The 15,292-nt window shown below is 46.1% G+C and carries 16 protein-coding genes; 10 read left to right on the forward strand and 6 right to left on the reverse strand.

Annotated features, from left to right (window positions below):
- The first annotated feature begins 12 nt into the window (after window positions 1-12).
- From gspI to ACP45E_RS07665, 6 genes are read left to right on the forward strand one after another with little or no spacing between them, the layout of a single operon-like run.
- On the forward strand, window positions 13-423 hold the full coding sequence (gene gspI / locus ACP45E_RS07640; protein ID WP_026026497.1) for a type II secretion system minor pseudopilin GspI: 411 nt from the start codon (window positions 13-15) through the stop codon (window positions 421-423).
- Window positions 410-1,255: a type II secretion system minor pseudopilin GspJ gene (gspJ, locus tag ACP45E_RS07645; RefSeq protein WP_017037146.1), complete on the forward strand. Its 846-nt coding sequence runs from the start codon at window positions 410-412 to the stop codon at window positions 1,253-1,255. The genes gspI and gspJ overlap by 14 nt, the downstream gene beginning before the upstream one ends.
- Complete coding sequence (gene gspK, locus ACP45E_RS07650; protein WP_017036289.1) at window positions 1,239-2,258, forward strand: type II secretion system minor pseudopilin GspK; 1,020 nt, start codon at window positions 1,239-1,241, stop codon at window positions 2,256-2,258. The genes gspJ and gspK overlap by 17 nt, the downstream gene beginning before the upstream one ends.
- The gene (gspL, locus tag ACP45E_RS07655; RefSeq protein ID WP_017037145.1) at window positions 2,227-3,435 is read left to right on the forward strand and encodes a type II secretion system protein GspL; all 1,209 of its coding nucleotides are present in this window, start codon (window positions 2,227-2,229) and stop codon (window positions 3,433-3,435) included. Before gspK ends, gspL begins: the two co-directional genes overlap by 32 nt.
- 8 nt (window positions 3,436-3,443) lie before the next feature.
- Entirely contained in the window at window positions 3,444-3,941 is a 498-nt protein-coding gene (locus ACP45E_RS07660; RefSeq protein WP_017037144.1) for a type II secretion system protein M, read from the forward strand.
- On the forward strand, window positions 3,941-4,711 hold the full coding sequence (locus tag ACP45E_RS07665) for a type II secretion system protein N (RefSeq protein WP_017037143.1): 771 nt from the start codon (window positions 3,941-3,943) through the stop codon (window positions 4,709-4,711). The genes ACP45E_RS07660 and ACP45E_RS07665 overlap by 1 nt, the downstream gene beginning before the upstream one ends.
- A gap of 114 nt (window positions 4,712-4,825) precedes the next feature.
- Here the strand turns inward: ACP45E_RS07665 and cysQ are convergent, their stop codons facing one another.
- From cysQ to ACP45E_RS07685, 4 genes are all read right to left on the reverse strand, one after another.
- On the reverse strand, window positions 4,826-5,656 hold the full coding sequence (gene cysQ / locus ACP45E_RS07670) for a 3'(2'),5'-bisphosphate nucleotidase CysQ (RefSeq protein ID WP_069584858.1): 831 nt from the start codon (window positions 5,654-5,656) through the stop codon (window positions 4,826-4,828).
- A gap of 25 nt (window positions 5,657-5,681) precedes the next feature.
- Window positions 5,682-6,230: an ADP compounds hydrolase NudE gene (gene nudE, locus ACP45E_RS07675; RefSeq protein ID WP_017036294.1), complete on the reverse strand. Its 549-nt coding sequence runs from the start codon at window positions 6,228-6,230 to the stop codon at window positions 5,682-5,684.
- A 165-nt stretch (window positions 6,231-6,395) separates the two neighbouring features.
- The gene (nfuA, locus tag ACP45E_RS07680) at window positions 6,396-6,983 is read right to left on the reverse strand and encodes a Fe-S biogenesis protein NfuA (RefSeq protein WP_017037141.1); all 588 of its coding nucleotides are present in this window, start codon (window positions 6,981-6,983) and stop codon (window positions 6,396-6,398) included.
- Window positions 6,984-7,075: 92 nt separating this feature from the next.
- A complete protein-coding gene (locus tag ACP45E_RS07685) occupies window positions 7,076-7,888 on the reverse strand; it encodes a ComF family protein (protein ID WP_017037140.1) in 813 nt (270 codons plus the stop codon).
- 63 nt (window positions 7,889-7,951) lie between these two features.
- Between ACP45E_RS07685 and bioH the strand changes: the two genes are divergently transcribed.
- Both bioH and ACP45E_RS07695 read left to right on the forward strand, forming a co-directional pair.
- Entirely contained in the window at window positions 7,952-8,719 is a 768-nt protein-coding gene (bioH, locus tag ACP45E_RS07690) for a pimeloyl-ACP methyl ester esterase BioH (protein ID WP_017037139.1), read from the forward strand.
- A gap of 132 nt (window positions 8,720-8,851) precedes the next feature.
- Window positions 8,852-9,322, forward strand: coding sequence for a hypothetical protein (locus ACP45E_RS07695; protein ID WP_017036298.1), 471 nt, complete (start codon window positions 8,852-8,854; stop codon window positions 9,320-9,322).
- Between the two features lie 142 nt (window positions 9,323-9,464).
- On the opposite strand, the gene ACP45E_RS07700 is transcribed toward ACP45E_RS07695, so the two are convergent.
- Complete coding sequence (locus ACP45E_RS07700; protein WP_017036299.1) at window positions 9,465-11,810, reverse strand: Tex family protein; 2,346 nt, start codon at window positions 11,808-11,810, stop codon at window positions 9,465-9,467.
- 282 nt (window positions 11,811-12,092) lie between these two features.
- Here ACP45E_RS07700 and ACP45E_RS07705 point away from each other — a divergent pair, with 282 nt between their 5' ends.
- Window positions 12,093-14,000, forward strand: coding sequence for an ATP-dependent zinc protease family protein (locus ACP45E_RS07705; RefSeq protein ID WP_017037138.1), 1,908 nt, complete (start codon window positions 12,093-12,095; stop codon window positions 13,998-14,000).
- A gap of 183 nt (window positions 14,001-14,183) precedes the next feature.
- Here the strand turns inward: ACP45E_RS07705 and greB are convergent, their stop codons facing one another.
- Window positions 14,184-14,663: a transcription elongation factor GreB gene (gene greB, locus ACP45E_RS07710; RefSeq protein ID WP_017036301.1), complete on the reverse strand. Its 480-nt coding sequence runs from the start codon at window positions 14,661-14,663 to the stop codon at window positions 14,184-14,186.
- 154 nt (window positions 14,664-14,817) lie between these two features.
- On the opposite strand from greB, the gene ACP45E_RS07715 reads away from it, so the two are divergent.
- On the forward strand, window positions 14,818-15,292 hold a 475-nt coding region (locus tag ACP45E_RS07715; RefSeq protein ID WP_069584859.1), incomplete at its 3' end, for a response regulator.

Genomic DNA, 15,292 nt, shown 5'->3' on the forward strand with positions numbered 1-15,292 from the left:
GTGAGAAATAGCATGACAGTTCGGCAACGGCCGACAAGATCTCGCCGTTCTTTTGGGGCTCATACTGGGTCGCATTCGGTACGCGGTATGACGTTACTCGAAGTGTTAATAGCATTGGCTATTTTTGCCACAGCGGCTATTTCAGTGATTCGTTCTGTGGGTCAGCACATGAATACGATTGCGCATTTGGAAGAAAAAACGTTTGCTGCGATGGTCGTGGATAATCAAATGGCGATGGTGATGCTTGATGCATCAGGGTTAAAAGCCAAGCAAGGGACGGAAGAAATGGCAGGGCAAACCTGGTATTGGAGCGTCACCCCCGTCGAGACGGCTGGGGATTTACTAAAAGCGTTTGATGTGAGCGCCTCTTTGTCAAAGCAGGATGATGCGATTATAACGGTACGAAGCTATGTTTCTCAGTAAAGTTATGTTTCGCAGTAAAGCTATGTCACTTAACAAAATGTCACGCAGGAATAGGTTTCGTAGCAATGTGTCTTGCAGTAAACAGAATGTGTCTCGTAGTACACAGATAGCCCGCAAGGCTCAACAAGGGTTTACCTTATTAGAGGTACTGATTGCCATGGCTATTTTTGCCGCGTTAAGCGTGAGTGCTTACCAAGTGGTGGATCAGGTCCGCATGAGCAATGCGATATCTCTAGAACGTGGTGATCGCCTGAAAGAGCTGCAACGCAGCCTTGTGGTCATGGACAGTGATTTTAGACAAATGGCCACGCGACAATTTCGTACCAATGGCGAAGCGGGTGGTGAGTTGAGTGAAGTTCAACTACTGCAATGGAAAGACTATCTTTTAGAATCAGACGGCAAAGGTGTGCTATTTACTCGACTCGGTTGGCATAACCCACAACAACAGTTTCCACGCGGCGAAACTCTTAAAGTTGGCTATCGAATCAAAGAGACAACATTAGAGCGAGTATGGTGGCGTTACCCTGATACACCAGCAGGTCAGCAACCCATCATTACCCCTATTCTGACGGATGTCGAATCGTTCTCTATGCGATTCTACTCAAAAGGCACTTGGAGCGATAAGTGGGAAGCGGCTCAAACACTGCCAGAAGCCGTGGCCCTAGAGTTGGAGCTGACTGATTACGCAAAAATAGAGCGCGTTTACCTTGTCGCGAGTGGAGAGATAGTGCTCAGTGAAGACGACCAAGAAGATCGAGACTCCTTTAAGAGCGACTCTTCTGATGATGACGCCTCTAGCGATGAGGAGGGCAGCGATGAACCAAGCGAATAATAAACAGCGAGGTGTTGCGCTGATCATCGTTCTCATGTTGCTGGCTGTGATGGTGTCGCTCGCTGCCACCATGTCGAGCCGTTTATTCACACAATATAAACGGGGAAGCAACCAAGTCAGTTACCAGCAAGCCTATTGGTATAGCATTGGCGTAGAAAGTTTAGCAAAAACAGTGATAGAACAGAGTTTCCAAGACAGCGATACGATCAATTTGTCTCAGCCTTGGGCATTAGAAGAACAAACCTACCCGTTAGATTTCGGGACATTGAGTGGCCGAATGGTGGATAAACAAGCGTGTTTTAATCTCAATGTTTTTTCTCGGGTAACACAGTCGTCTTCTCAACTAGAAAAACCGTATTTAATCCGGTTTTGGCAAACCTTGCTGGAAGAAGTGGATGTGGACAATTACCAAGCGGAAGTGATTGCGGATTCTACATGGGAATTTATCAATCAAGAGTCCTCGGTACAGTCATCACAGGGTGTGGGTGACAGCTATTATGAATCACTGTCACCCGCGTATATGGCGGCTAACGGTTTTATTGCAGATCCCAGTGAACTGAGAGCAATTCAGCAGGTTTCTGGGGATGTGATGCAAAAAATAGCGCCCTATATTTGTGCCTTGCCAAGTGATGATTGGCGTCTGAATGTCAACACCATCAATGCTGATCAATCGGCGTTATTGGTGGCGATGTTTCAGCCTCACTTGAGTCAACAAGATGCGATTTCATTAATTGAGTCTAGGCCCTTTGATGGCTGGGCATCGGTTGAGGATTTTATAGCAGAAAGCAGCGTTAGCGTAATTGAAGAAAGTGTTCGCAAGGAAGCTCAAGCCTATCTGAGTGTGGATAGTGCCTATTTTGAATCGGATGCAGAAGTATTAGTGAATGACTCTCGAGTACGCATTCGAAGTCTATTATTTAGTGATAATCGAGAAACAGCAACGGTCATTCGCCGTCGCTTTGGAGGGTTCAGTGAGCGAGTTTCTGACAGTTCGACTGAGTAGTGATAAAAACGCACAGATTCAGTGGCTAGTATGGTCAACAACACAAAGTGAGATCATTGCCAGCGGTGAACTCAATGGATGGGAAGAGCTGGGTGAACTATCTGGATATGCAGAGCAAAGACAAGGAATCGTGTTGCTATCGAGCGATGATATCGTTCTAGCAGAAGTAGATACGCCAGCAGGATCATCGCGTCAATTGGAATCCATGCTTCCTTACTTATTGGAAGATGAGATTGCCCAAGATGTTGATGAGCTTCATTTTACCGTATTAAGCAAGCAAGCGAAGAAAGCCTGTATTGCTGCCGTCGATAAACGTTGGTTAAAAGCGTGTTTGGACGAGCTTCAAGACGCAGGGATAAACATCAGTAAAGTGCTGCCAGATGTACTCGCATTACCGAAATCTGGTGAGCTTACTGCGGCGAATATTGGTCAACATTGGTTAGTGCGAAAAGGCGACAGTTTAGGGTTGAGTTTACCTTCACCTTGGCTTGAAACCTTAACGACATCTGACTGGGTAAAAGAGGGGCAAGAGTACTTACCGTTAACCTCTTACAGTCCTTTGCCGACACTAGAGTTGGATAGTGAGCAATCGTGGCAAAGTGTCGATGCGCCACTGATTATGCAGCTGCTTACCGAAGGCGCACTTGGCTCGAAAGTCACGTTATTGACCGGGGAATTTAAGCCTAATTCATCCTTGTTAAAGTACTGGTCTATATGGAAAAAAACTGCCGTCGCTGCTGCGGTTATTGGCGCGGTATTTGTGGGTCAGTACGGTTTGCAAATTTCTCAGGATGAAGCCAAAGCCGAAGCTTATCGGGCCGAAAGCGAACGTATATTCCGTGAGGCGTTACCCGGAAAAACCCGTATCCCGACGGTGAGCTATTTAAAACGCCAGATGAACGATGAAGCGACTCGTTTATCCGGTGGTGGTGGCGGCTCTCCAATACTGGATTGGCTGAATCAAATTCCAGATTCATTGAAAGCCAATAATTCAATGACGCTGCTGAGTATTCGTTACGATGGCAATCGAGATGAAGTTAGAATTCAAGCAAAAAGTAAAGATTTTCAAAGCTTTGAACAAGTGAGAATTAAGTTTGCTGAGCATTTTGAAGTAGAACAAGGTCAGTTAAGCCGCTCGGGTGAGTCGGTTAACGGTAGCTTTGTGTTGAAGAGATAGTGAGATTGATGATGAGTAAACTGGTCACGTCTTTTAGGCTTTGGTGGCAAGGCATCAGTGTTCGAGAACAACGTCTAATGATGATCTGTATGGGATTGTTAGTCGTCGGGATTGGGTACTGGGGGATTCTTGAGCCAATACAGCAACGAAGCTTACAAGCGCAAAATAAGGTTAACAGTGAACAGCAACTGCTTAACTGGGTGAAAAATAAAGCGGATGAAATTACTCAATTACGAGCACAAAGTGGGTTAGTGACGACATCCGAGCCCCTTAATCAGGTGATTTCTTCTTCGGCGAGTCGGTTTAAAGTGGAACTTATTCGTATCCAGCCGAGAGATGACATGTTTCAAGTTTGGGTACAGCCTATAGAGTTTAATCAGTTAATAGGTTGGATTACCTACCTGAAAGAGCAACAAGGTGTTGATGTTGAACATTTCGATGTAGCACGCACCGATCAGGATGGTATGGTCGATGTCAAGCGTTTGCAGTTTAAGCGAGGTGAATAATGAAGCGTATCATTCTGATTTCGTTGCTTTTGATTGCCACGCTTATCGTGAGCCTGATTGTCCATATGCCAGCTCAATACGTTTTGCAAGCGGTGTCTTTGCCGCAAGGTTTGGTGGTGCAGGGGACGCAAGGCTCAGTATGGAAAGGCAGCGCGGAGCGTGTCAGTTGGCAGGGGACTTCTCTGGGCCGAATCAACTGGACAGTCAATGCCGCCCAACTGCTGATGGGTAAAGTTCAAGTGACCACTCGTTTTGGGCAAGGAAGCGAGATAGGACTGAGAGGGCGAGGCGTCGTTGGTTATGGCTTTTCTGGCGCCTATGCCAAAGATGTGATTGCTTCTGTTCCGGCTCAGTTCGCTATTGATCAGCTGTCTTTGCCACTGCCAGTGGATCTTGAAGGCCAACTCGAGGTTTCCATTATCGAACTTGAGCATGCGATGCCGTATTGTCAGAGCGGAACAGGAACCGTGGTTTGGAGTGGTAATAACGCCACAACACCGTTAGCTGCACTGGCGCTCGGCCCTGTTGTGGCGAACATTGATTGCCAAGATAACGTCGTCTCGATTAATGCGAAGCAGGAAAGTGAGCAAGTCAGCGCGGAGTTTGAAGGGCAATTAGACGCAGCAACCCGTGGTCAGCTGACATACAGCGCTAAGGGTTGGTTTAAACCAGAAGCTAATTTTCCGACGAGTTTATCGAGCCAGTTGCAATGGCTGGGTAACCCAGACAGCAAAGGGCATTATTCATTGGATTTCAATGGCCGTTTATAGCGTTTATTTATAACGTTTACTTATAGCGTTCAGTTATAGCGATTAATCGTCGAACGAAACAGAAAACAGAAAATGAAAAAAGCGAGCTTAACTAGGCTCGCTTTTTTATGATGCTCAGTCTTTCACTTTCAAAATTTCATCCCAAGGCAGGGATTCATCCCCAAGCACCAAGAAATTCGGGTTTTCAAGCGTTTCTCTTTGGTTGTATGAGAGAGGGGCTAACTGGGTGCTTAAAATGCGCCCGCCCGCTTCTTCGACGATACATTGAGTGGCCGCTGTATCCCATTCGCCCGTTGGACCGATTCTTAAATAACAATCCACGGCACCTTCCGCGACCAAACAAGCTTTTAGCGCGGCTGAGCCGAGTGGCACAAGGTCGTAGTTCCATGCGCTGCTCAGGCGAGCGGTAATGCTGTTGATGTTCTGACGTCGACTGATCGCCATGCCGATGGATTGCTTTTGGCCTTGTTCGTGTTTATGGCTTTCAATTTCAACTTTTTCACACAGATCGGGAACCTTCCAAGCCCCTTTACCTTTATAAGCGTAATACGTCACACCAGAAACTGGCGCGTAAACCACTCCCATGATCGGTTGATTATTGTCGATCAAGGCGATGATGGTTGCGAAGTCTCCACTGCGAGCAATGAACTCTTGCGTGCCGTCGAGTGGGTCTACTAACCAATAGCGGCTCCACTTCTCGCGCTTCTCTAAGCTAATGTCCGCGGCTTCTTCAGAGAGAACAGGGATATCAGGCGTAAGCGCCGATAGTTGATTGACGATGAGCTTATGTGCGGCAATATCCGCGCTTGTGACTGGCGTTTCATCACTTTTAACATAGGCTTCATATTGTTTTGTTTCATAGATGTCGAGGATAAGTTGCCCTGCAGAACGAGCCACTTCAACCACGGAAGGTATCAGGTGAGATAAGTCTTTATCAGTAGACATAATAATTCCTAAGACTTTGTTATTGTTATTTTTCTAAATGCTTTAGAGCAAGTAATAGGGCTGTGATACTGCGGGCTTCACAAAAATCCAAGTGAGTGACCAGCTCTTCAGCTTGAGCTAATGGCCAGCGCACCACTTCTAATGGCTCTGGCTCATCACCTTCTAGTTTCTCTGAGTATAGATCCTGTGCAATAAATAGGGTCATTTGACTAGAAAAATAAGAAGGAGCCAGGACGACCTGTTTCAGCGGAGTTAGCGTGTTTGCACCAAAGCCGATTTCTTCTTTTAACTCTCGGTTCGCGGCGTCAGTTGCCGACTCACCCAGGTCAATCAGCCCTTTTGGAAAGCCAAGCTCATATCGCTCTGTCCCCGCTGCGTATTCGCGTACTAACAGTAAGTCACCTTGTTCGGTCACGGGCACCATCATGACGGCATGACGACCACTGGGCTTCATTCGCTCATAGGTGCGCAAAACACCATTGCTAAAGCGCAAGTCAAGAGACTCGATGGTGAATAGCTTAGATTGAGCAATAGAACGAATAGAGAGAATGGTAGGTGGGCTCAATTTTGTCATAATGCTTATTCCGTTTGTTAGGTATAAAGCGCATACGTGCTGGGTTGACGTTACTATATAAAATGACTCTCCAAGTTCAAAATCTATCCGTTAGAGGTCGATCAAATTATTGAAAATAAGAAAAAGCCGACGTCGTGACATCGGCTTACTGAGCGTATTTAAGGCTTAGTAGTAAGAGTGCTCACCACGGTCATGCTCTGTGGCATCACGCACAGCCGTTAGTTCGCCTTCAAATTGCTGAAGAAGCTCTTTTTCGATGCCTTCTTTTAGCGTGACATCAACCATAGAACAACCATTACAACCGCCGCCAAAGGCAACAATAGCAGTGCCGTCTTCGGTAATTTCAACCAAACTTACGTGACCACCATGCCCAGCAAGCTGAGGGTTAACCTGGGTTTGAATCGCGTATTCAACACGCTCAATCAATGAGGCGTCATCAGCAACCTTGCGCATTTTGGCGTTTGGTGCTTTGAGTGTTAACTGTGAACCCATCTTATCGGTAACGAAATCCACTTCTGCATCTTCTAAAAATGGCAGGCTAAGCTCGTCAATATAAGCTGAGAAATGTTCAAATTTAAGTTCGGTGTCTGTTGCTTCAACCGCTTCTGGCGGGCAGTAAGAGACGCCACACTCTGCATTTTGAGTACCAGGGTTAACAACAAATACGCGAATGTTAGTCCCTTCAGGTTGTTGGCTAAGTAAGCCACCGAAGTGAGTTTGCGCTGTTTCTGTAATAGTAATAGTGTTTGACACGACGAATACCTGAGTAATTTTGTAGGCTATTATAACGCCATTCTACTCCTGATAAATCTAATTTCTAGACCTAAAAACAAAATCTCATCGCTTTATATTGAGTTATCTGTTTCAGGAGTGCGGCAGATACAATAAATATCAATGGTTTCGACGCCAGCATCAAGCAATAATTGACATAAATGATGGATTGTACTGCCTGTCGTGACCACATCGTCAAAAATCGCAATGTGTTTCTGTTGTGGAGAGGCATTCAGACGAAAAGCATTCCTCAGGTTTTGTTGTCGCTGTTTTTTATTGAGACCTTTCTGCTGAGGTGTGCTTTTCACTCGAGAAAAGAGGTTCGGTTCAATCTCTATATCGAGTCGTTTGCCTAGCTGTTTGGCAAGCAGGTCACTTTGATTAAACCCTCGCATTAACTGCCGCTGCCAATGGAGTGGAACGCTCGCTATTAGGTCTGGCGTTGCATCAATACGTTCGCTTAATAGCGCAGCTAATGGTTTGGCATGCCAAAACTGTTGCTGATATTTGAAGCGGTGAACATAACTCGATAAGGGAAGTTTGTAGTCACCTACGCAGTACAGCTTTGACCAAAGAGGAGGATGCGCTAAGCACTGGCCGCATTGGTCGGTTTGAGTGAGCGTCGTAAGCCCACACCGTGAACAGCGTGTGGTTGGCGCAAAGTGTTCCTTGCAGCTATCGCACCAGATACTTTCCCACTCGATATCATTTCTTCCGATCCTTTGACGCGTTGTCTCTTTTCTTTTGGCGTGCTCTCTATCCGGTGTTTTTAGAGGCAATGGAGTATGGATGGGCAGTTGGCAAAGGTCACAATAACAGCCGAGATGCATGCGCATGGTTTTTTGTAGCCAATCGGATAACATAAGTGCCAAATTTTGATAAAACATGCCTTCATCATGAGTGTAACCGAGCGGGTGGTGAGACTGTTTTTAGTAGGAGAAAATGCGATCATGGATAAAGCTCTGCACTGGCAAGTGAGCGGTAACGGTGAGGATTTGGTCTTAGTCCACGGTTGGGGGATGAATGGGGCCGTTTGGGATCAAACGGTTCAGGTACTCAGCCAGCACTATCGAGTGCACGTCGTGGATCTTCCGGGTTATGGGCACAGCGCGCACTTGCACGCCGCCACCCTAGAAGAGATTGCACAATGTTTACTGCCACAGGCTCCGAAGCACGCTATTTGGCTTGGTTGGTCTTTAGGGGGCTTAGTCGCTACGCATATGGCTCTGGCTCATAGTGATCGCGTCACCAGGCTCATCACCGTCGCTAGTTCGCCCAAGTTTGCTGCAGAAAGACCTTGGCGCGGAATTCAACCTCAGGTTCTTGATGCTTTCACTGATCAATTAGTGGATGACTTTCAAACCACGATTGAGCGCTTTATGGCACTGCAAGCTATGGGCAGTCCTTCAGCAAGATTGGATGTAAAGCAGCTCAAAAAAGCGGTGTTATCTCGGCCATCCCCGAATCCTGAATCGCTACTGGCGGGTTTGAAGATGTTGGCGAATGAAGATTTTCGACAAGATTTAGCGACTGTTTCGGTGCCGATGCTGAGAATGTACGGTCGCCTCGACGGGTTAGTGCCGATCAAAGTCGCCACTGATGTACAGGCAACCGCTCCGCATACGGAACAATACATTTTTAGTCAGTCATCGCATGCCCCATTTATGACCGAGCTGGAATCCTTCTGTCATCAAATTGTCGCTTTTGGCGGAAAATAATCGTCGGTTAGATAAAAAATTGACATTAATTGCTAAATTTTTGACCAGTTTAGCCGATAAGTTTATTAACCCAATATAGCTAACAATACGAACAGCATTATCGGGTTGGGCGATGCCAAGGAGGTTTCGGCTATGATTGTGTCACCGACTAACGTTAGTGTGCCGCTTATCGCCCCATCGGTTAATGTGCAAACGGAACAAGCAGCGAGAGACAATAGAATTCGTGAGCCTGTTGTACCAACCGCAGAGCTAGTCAAGTCAAACGCAGAGCGTAAGTTAAAGGCTGACGACAAACGGCGAAGGCGATCCTCATGGGATCCGTCAGAGCATCCAGATTACGAGATGGACGCTGATGGCGCTATTGCTGAGCCGCAGACCGAAGAGCCCAAAAGTGTGTTAGAGCATCTTTTTAGGCTATTGGCTTTAGATACTTACAGCAAAAAGCAAGGCAAAGGCTATGCAATGCGGTTTCGGTTACCTAAGCGCATTATTGATGCAGCGATAACTGAGGGACGAATGGAAAAACGGCGAACGGTAATAAAATATCATTATGGTCATGCCGTGGCCCCAAACGTGCCATCTGAGGTTATAGCGGTGTTGTAAACATCAGCACTAAGGTGTTTATCGCTATGAATAAAAATACCCACAATAATGTGGGTATTTTTTTATCTTTCGGCTGTTATCTGTCCGCTTTTTTCTGATTGAACTACTGTTATTGACTCACCGTCAGTTCAGAACCGTCACTTTATTTTTTCGCTTTGGCGAAGGCTGCTGCAAATGCGCCTCCCATTGCGCCAGACGATGTATCATTCCCCTGGTGAGAACGTTGGCCGTTGCGGTCATTACTCTTTCGAACACTATTACTGTGAACGTTTTGTTTTTGCCCAGATGTTCTCTGGGGACGGTTATCTTGCCCCGGCTCGTCACTTAAACGCATGGACAGAGCGATACGTTTGCGCTGCTCATCCACTTCCATCACTTTGACTTTAACGATATCACCGGCTTTTACTACGTCTCTAGGGTCGGCAATAAAGCGGTCAGTCAGCGCTGAGATGTGCACCAAACCATCTTGATGCACGCCAATATCGACAAACGCACCAAAGTTCGCCACGTTAGAAACCACACCTTCAAGCACCATGCCGATTTCTAGGTCAGAGACTTTTGTTACGCCGTCTGCAAAGCTGGCGGTTTTAAACTCAGGGCGAGGGTCTCGACCCGGTTTATCTAGCTCTTTGATAATGTCAGTAATGGTCGGCACACCAAAGCTATCACTGGTGTAATCTGCCGCTCGCAACTGGCCTAAAAAGTCACTATTACCAATCAAGGCTTTAATCGCGGTGCTATTTTTATCTGAGATCGCTTTCACCACGGGGTAGGCTTCTGGGTGAACCGCTGAGGCATCGAGAGGGTTTTTACCATCCATAATTCGCAAGAATCCGGCACACTGCTCAAAGGCTTTTGGCCCAAGACGAGCCACTTTTTTTAATGTGGTTCGCGCATCAAATCGACCATTGGTATCGCGATAGTCAACAATGTTTTGTGCAATGGTCGTACTTAGCCCGGCAACGCGAGTCAGCAGCGCAGCCGAAGCCGTATTCACATCAACCCCAACCGCATTCACACAGTCTTCGACAACTGCATCAAGGCGCTTCGCCAGCATCGATTGGCTGACATCGTGTTGATATTGGCCCACACCAATCGATTTGGGATCGATTTTTACCAGCTCGGCGAGTGGATCCTGTAAGCGACGTGCGATAGAAACTGCGCCACGGAGCGACACATCCATATTCGGGAATTCATTGGCAGCAAGCTCTGAGGCAGAATAAACCGAGGCTCCCGCTTCACTGACCGTGATTTTTTGCACTTTCAAGTTGCCGCGTTTAATGACATCGGCCACGAAGGTATCGGTCTCACGAGAAGCGGTGCCGTTGCCAATGGCAATCAAGTCCACATGGTACTTTTTAACCAGTTGTTCGACGGTGTGAGCGGATTGGTCATATTGCTTTTGTGGTGGGTGAGGGTAGATGGTGTCAGTGGCGAGTACCTTACCTGTGGCATCCACAATCGCAATTTTCGAGCCGGTACGCAGGCCTGGATCTAAGCCTAAGGTTGCTTTTGGCCCTGCGGGTGCGGCCATTAATAAATCTTTTAAGTTGGTGGCAAACACTTCAATCGCTTCAACTTCTGAGCGTTCTTTTAGCGCACCCATCAGTTCGGTTTCCATGTGCATTGATACTTTAATGCGCCAGGCCCAGCTAATAACTTGTTTACGCCATGCATCGGCAGGTGCACTGCTCAGGCTGATGCCATAGTGATCACTAATGATGCTTTCACAGTAAGACTGTCGGACACCTTCTTCTTGATTAGGATCGGCATTCATAGCCAGAGATAAAAACCCTTCATTACGACCACGAAGCATAGCCAGAGCACGGTGGGAAGGCACTTTACTGAGTCGCTCATTGTGTTCAAAATAGTCTTTAAACTTCTCACCCTGTTGCTCTTTACCCTCAACAACCCGTGACACCAGTTCGGCATTACGGGTCAGGTATTGGCGAATTTTTTCGAGTAGATTGGCGTCTTCGGCAATGCGCTCCATGATAATAGCACGAGCGCCATCCAGTGCGGCTTTGGTGTCGTTGATGCCATTATCGGGCTTGATGTATTTGGCTGCTTCGGTTTCTGGTTCAGTTTGCGGAGTTGTCCATAAGGTATCGGCGAGTGGTTCCAATCCCGCTTCAATGGCAATTTGCCCTTTGGTGCGACGCTTGGGTTTGTAAGGCAAATAGAGATCTTCTAATCGGGTTTTACTCTCAGCTTGGTTGATCTCTTTTTCTAATTCAGGGGAAAGTTTCCCTTGGTCACTGATCGATTTTAGGATGGTGTCACGTCGATCGTTGAGCTCTCTTAAATAGGACAATCGGCTGTCTAAATTTCGCAATTGAGTATCATCTAGCCCCCCTGTCACCTCTTTTCGATAACGCGCAATAAAAGGAACCGTATTCCCGTCATCAATGAGGGTTACAGCGGCAATAACTTGTTCTGGGCGAACGTTCAATTCGCGGGCAATAGCATGGCAGATAGCTTGGCTCATCGGAGAGTTCTCTTCTGGTCTAAATTTTGATTAATGCACATGCATGGCTTGATACGCATGTCTCAGCACCGCTCGATAGTATTTCAATATTGGGGTATCGAAAGGATTTTCCAATATTTTTGCAATTAAGCTGTCAAAAAATCACAGTAATGAAGGTTTTTTGGTCTATTTTGGTTAAGGTTATGTCATAAAGAGACAGCAACTCGAACTTATCCACTTTCACGAGTTCAAAATTAGCCAAGAATAAACAACGGGCTTTTCTCAGAATTACGGAAATCAACAATGAAAAAAATGTCTTCAGTCTTAGTAATACTCAGCACTTTCTTATTTTCACTGCCGTCTTTGGCTGTTGATATTCCCTTTACTACTCAAAGCCCTGCTTATGATTTAGAGGGTAAAGTCGTTTTAGGTCGTACCGAAAATGTATACCTGAATGATTCACAAATCCTGGCAGGTGTGCCTTTTGTTGGGAAAATCGATACGGGTGCTGATACAACGTCAATGCACGCCGAGAATATTCATGTCTCCAGTGAGCATCCCGAGTACCAAGATCTTAAAGATGATGCCTTGATGGCGGCGTTAGTGAAAGAAGTCGAGAAAGATAAAACGCTCGACTATTTCGATTGGGACGGCAGTACGTTTTCACCGTTTAAAGTAACGGTTACGTTTACTGTGCACCATCCTTACACTGGCGATGCAGTCGTTATTAACGCGCCTTTAGAACGCGTCAGTGTGATCCGAAGTCGTACCAGCAGCACGCCGTTACTGCGCCCAACCGTCAAAATCCCCATGACTATTGCCGGGCATGAAGTGAAAACCGATGTGAACCTAACCGACCGCAGTAATTTTACGGCTCCTGTTTTGATCGGAAAAACATTTTTGGTTAACCATGCCTGGGTATTTGCGGGTTACGATTATCTGCAAGAACAGCCAAACGCGAAAGTTGTGGGTAAAAAAGAGCAAGTGGCTATCAAAGGTGTTCCTTTGAATGTCAGTTTTTCGCTCGAAAATAGCCACAGTATTTTGCATGCAAAAAATATCGATATCGATAAAAAACGAGATCAAGTGACGTTCGATATCGTAGGCAGTAATGGTGAACAAAAAGAGATGTTGTTACCACTGGTACGTATGCTCAACATAAGTGGTCATCAGCGTCCATTGGTTTATGTACCCGTCCAATTGGACAGCAAAACGACTCAATATTGGCTGGTGTATTTGAAAGACCGCTCAGGCAGTTCTTCTCAACTTCGGGTGGGTACGAGCACCATTAGCGAATCCTTTATGATTGATACCCGTGCTGAGAACCTGCTCGGCAAAGGCGCAAAACGCTTTTTAGATATCGCAAAATCCAAACAGCCTATGGTGGTGTCTCCGCAAGAGCATATTGTGCTCGATGGCTTTAAGCTGGATGCTACACCTTCATTTACTGTCAAAACACCGCTGTTGAAGGTGGTGAGTTTTGAAGTGACAGAGGAAGGCAAAGACGATTATGTGGAGTACTTTCTCACCAACGCTGATGGCGAGCAGCAAAAAGTGAAGAAGAAGATTGAAAAGAATTTACGAGTGGGTGAAACCATCAGGCCTACTGTTCTTGGGCAACTGTTTATTGCAGGTGAAGGGCGAGAGCAAGAGTATGCGATTGATGTGATCGATAGCGATGAAAAGCGACCTTATTTTATCTTAGGGCAAAAAATGGCAAAGGATGGTGTGTTTGTTAACACTCGTGCCGATCACTTATTGCAAGCGGAGCCTCTTTTCAAAGCTGGCCATATCGAGACGGTCCAAGTCGAAGGAATGACGTTTCCTGCGAAGCTGGACACAGGGGCCGATGTTAGCTCGATGAACGCAGTAAACATCAAACAGTTCAAAAAAGATGGCCATGATATGGTGACATTCACTTACCAAAATAGCCAAGGTGATGAGCAAGAGTTGACTAAACCCGTGATTGATGTGATGCGAATTAAAGCTAAAAAAGGTGAAAAACCAAATATTCGCCCTGTGGTTGAAATGAACGTTAAATTAGGCGAGCTTGAGAAAACAATCAACGTGAACCTTCAAGATCGTTCGCGGTTTGAATACAGCATGATTTTGGGCAAGAACTTTCTAAAGCATGGTGCGGTTGTGAGCAGCGATGAAAATTATTTATTAGGGAAAAGCGCTGGCGATAACGGCTCAAGTGCTAAAAAGTAGTACTCAGTTGTGTGAGCTCAGCACTCATTTACCTGGACGATTCGTTTCTTAGATCTGCTGTTTTCTTGGAGCGGTTGTTTTCCTTTCCTAGAGCGTTTGCTTTCTTAAAGCGTTTTTTCTTGCAGTGCTGACGGAGTTAACCGATAGGAAAAATCCCTGCCTGAGTGACCAAGCAGGGATTTTTTAGGTTTGATGGTAACGAATAGAATTAACGAACCACTCTTTTTCACCGTCTGGTGTCATCACGTTAAATTCATCGTCGACTTCCTTTTTTAATAAGGCTCGCGCCATTGGTGAATCGATAGAGACGTAGTTTTTGACACCGCCATAGATTTCATCAGGCCCAACGATGCGAAACGATTTGGTTTCACCCGCATCATTTTCAATCTCCACCCAGGCGCCAAAGAAAACTTTGCCTTCTTGTTGAGCCGAGTAATCGACCACTTTGACCTGCTCTAGACGCTTTCTTAAATAGCGAACTCGGCGGTCAATTTCGCGTAAACGCTTCTTGTTGTACTGATAGTCTGCGTTCTCTGAGCGGTCTCCGAGACTCGCTGCCCAGGTCACTTTTTTGGTGACTTCCGGTCTGTCTTCACGCCAAAGGAAGTCAAGCTCTTTACTTAATCGGTCATAGCCTTCACGGGTAATTAGGTTTGTTTTCATATTTTTGACGTATGATTATTGAAGATGCTTAATACATTAGCTAAAAAAGTAATAAACGTTAACAATTCTTTGCGCCACATTGCACGCAACAGTGTTACATTTCTAATTGCGACTCCTTTTTGAGTGCAAGCTTATTGATAGGTGGAATCATTACATGCAAGAAAATTTCAAAATTTTAGTGGTCGATGACGATGCTCGTTTACGTGCATTACTTGAGCGATATTTATCGGAGCAAGGTTTTCAAGTCCGCAGTGTTGCCAATAGTGAGCAAATGGACCGCCTATTAACACGCGAAAATTTTCACCTTATGGTGTTGGATTTAATGCTACCAGGGGAAGACGGCCTATCGATCTGTCGCCGTCTAAGAAACGCAAACAACTCGCTACCCATCCTAATGCTGACGGCAAAGGGCGATGAAGTCGATCGTATCGTGGGTTTGGAAGTGGGTGCCGACGATTATTTACCTAAACCGTTTAACCCGCGTGAATTACTGGCTCGCATTAAGGCGGTTCTTCGTCGTCAAACGATTGAAGCGCCGGGCGCACCCAGTTCAGAAGAATCCTTGGTTGAGTTTGGTGAATTCCGTTTAAATCTAGGGACGCGAGAAATGTTCCGTGGTGAAGAGCCGA

The organism is Vibrio genomosp. F10 str. 9ZD137 (assembly GCF_049974785.1).
GTDB lineage: Bacteria > Pseudomonadota > Gammaproteobacteria > Enterobacterales > Vibrionaceae > Vibrio.

Coding starts and splice junctions, on each gene's coding strand:
- gspI (WP_026026497.1), top strand. CDS start 13: ATGACAGTTCGGCAACGGCCGACAAGATCTCGCCGTTCTTTTGGGGCT.
- gspJ (WP_017037146.1), top strand. CDS start 410: ATGTTTCTCAGTAAAGTTATGTTTCGCAGTAAAGCTATGTCACTTAAC.
- gspK (WP_017036289.1), top strand. CDS start 1,239: ATGAACCAAGCGAATAATAAACAGCGAGGTGTTGCGCTGATCATCGTT.
- ACP45E_RS07660 (WP_017037144.1), top strand. CDS start 3,444: ATGATGAGTAAACTGGTCACGTCTTTTAGGCTTTGGTGGCAAGGCATC.
- ACP45E_RS07665 (WP_017037143.1), top strand. CDS start 3,941: ATGAAGCGTATCATTCTGATTTCGTTGCTTTTGATTGCCACGCTTATC.
- cysQ (WP_069584858.1), bottom strand. CDS start 5,656: ATGTCTACTGATAAAGACTTATCTCACCTGATACCTTCCGTGGTTGAA.
- nudE (WP_017036294.1), bottom strand. CDS start 6,230: ATGACAAAATTGAGCCCACCTACCATTCTCTCTATTCGTTCTATTGCT.
- ACP45E_RS07685 (WP_017037140.1), bottom strand. CDS start 7,888: ATGTTTTATCAAAATTTGGCACTTATGTTATCCGATTGGCTACAAAAA.
- bioH (WP_017037139.1), top strand. CDS start 7,952: ATGGATAAAGCTCTGCACTGGCAAGTGAGCGGTAACGGTGAGGATTTG.
- ACP45E_RS07695 (WP_017036298.1), top strand. CDS start 8,852: ATGATTGTGTCACCGACTAACGTTAGTGTGCCGCTTATCGCCCCATCG.
- ACP45E_RS07700 (WP_017036299.1), bottom strand. CDS start 11,810: ATGAGCCAAGCTATCTGCCATGCTATTGCCCGCGAATTGAACGTTCGC.
- ACP45E_RS07705 (WP_017037138.1), top strand. CDS start 12,093: ATGAAAAAAATGTCTTCAGTCTTAGTAATACTCAGCACTTTCTTATTT.
- greB (WP_017036301.1), bottom strand. CDS start 14,663: ATGAAAACAAACCTAATTACCCGTGAAGGCTATGACCGATTAAGTAAA.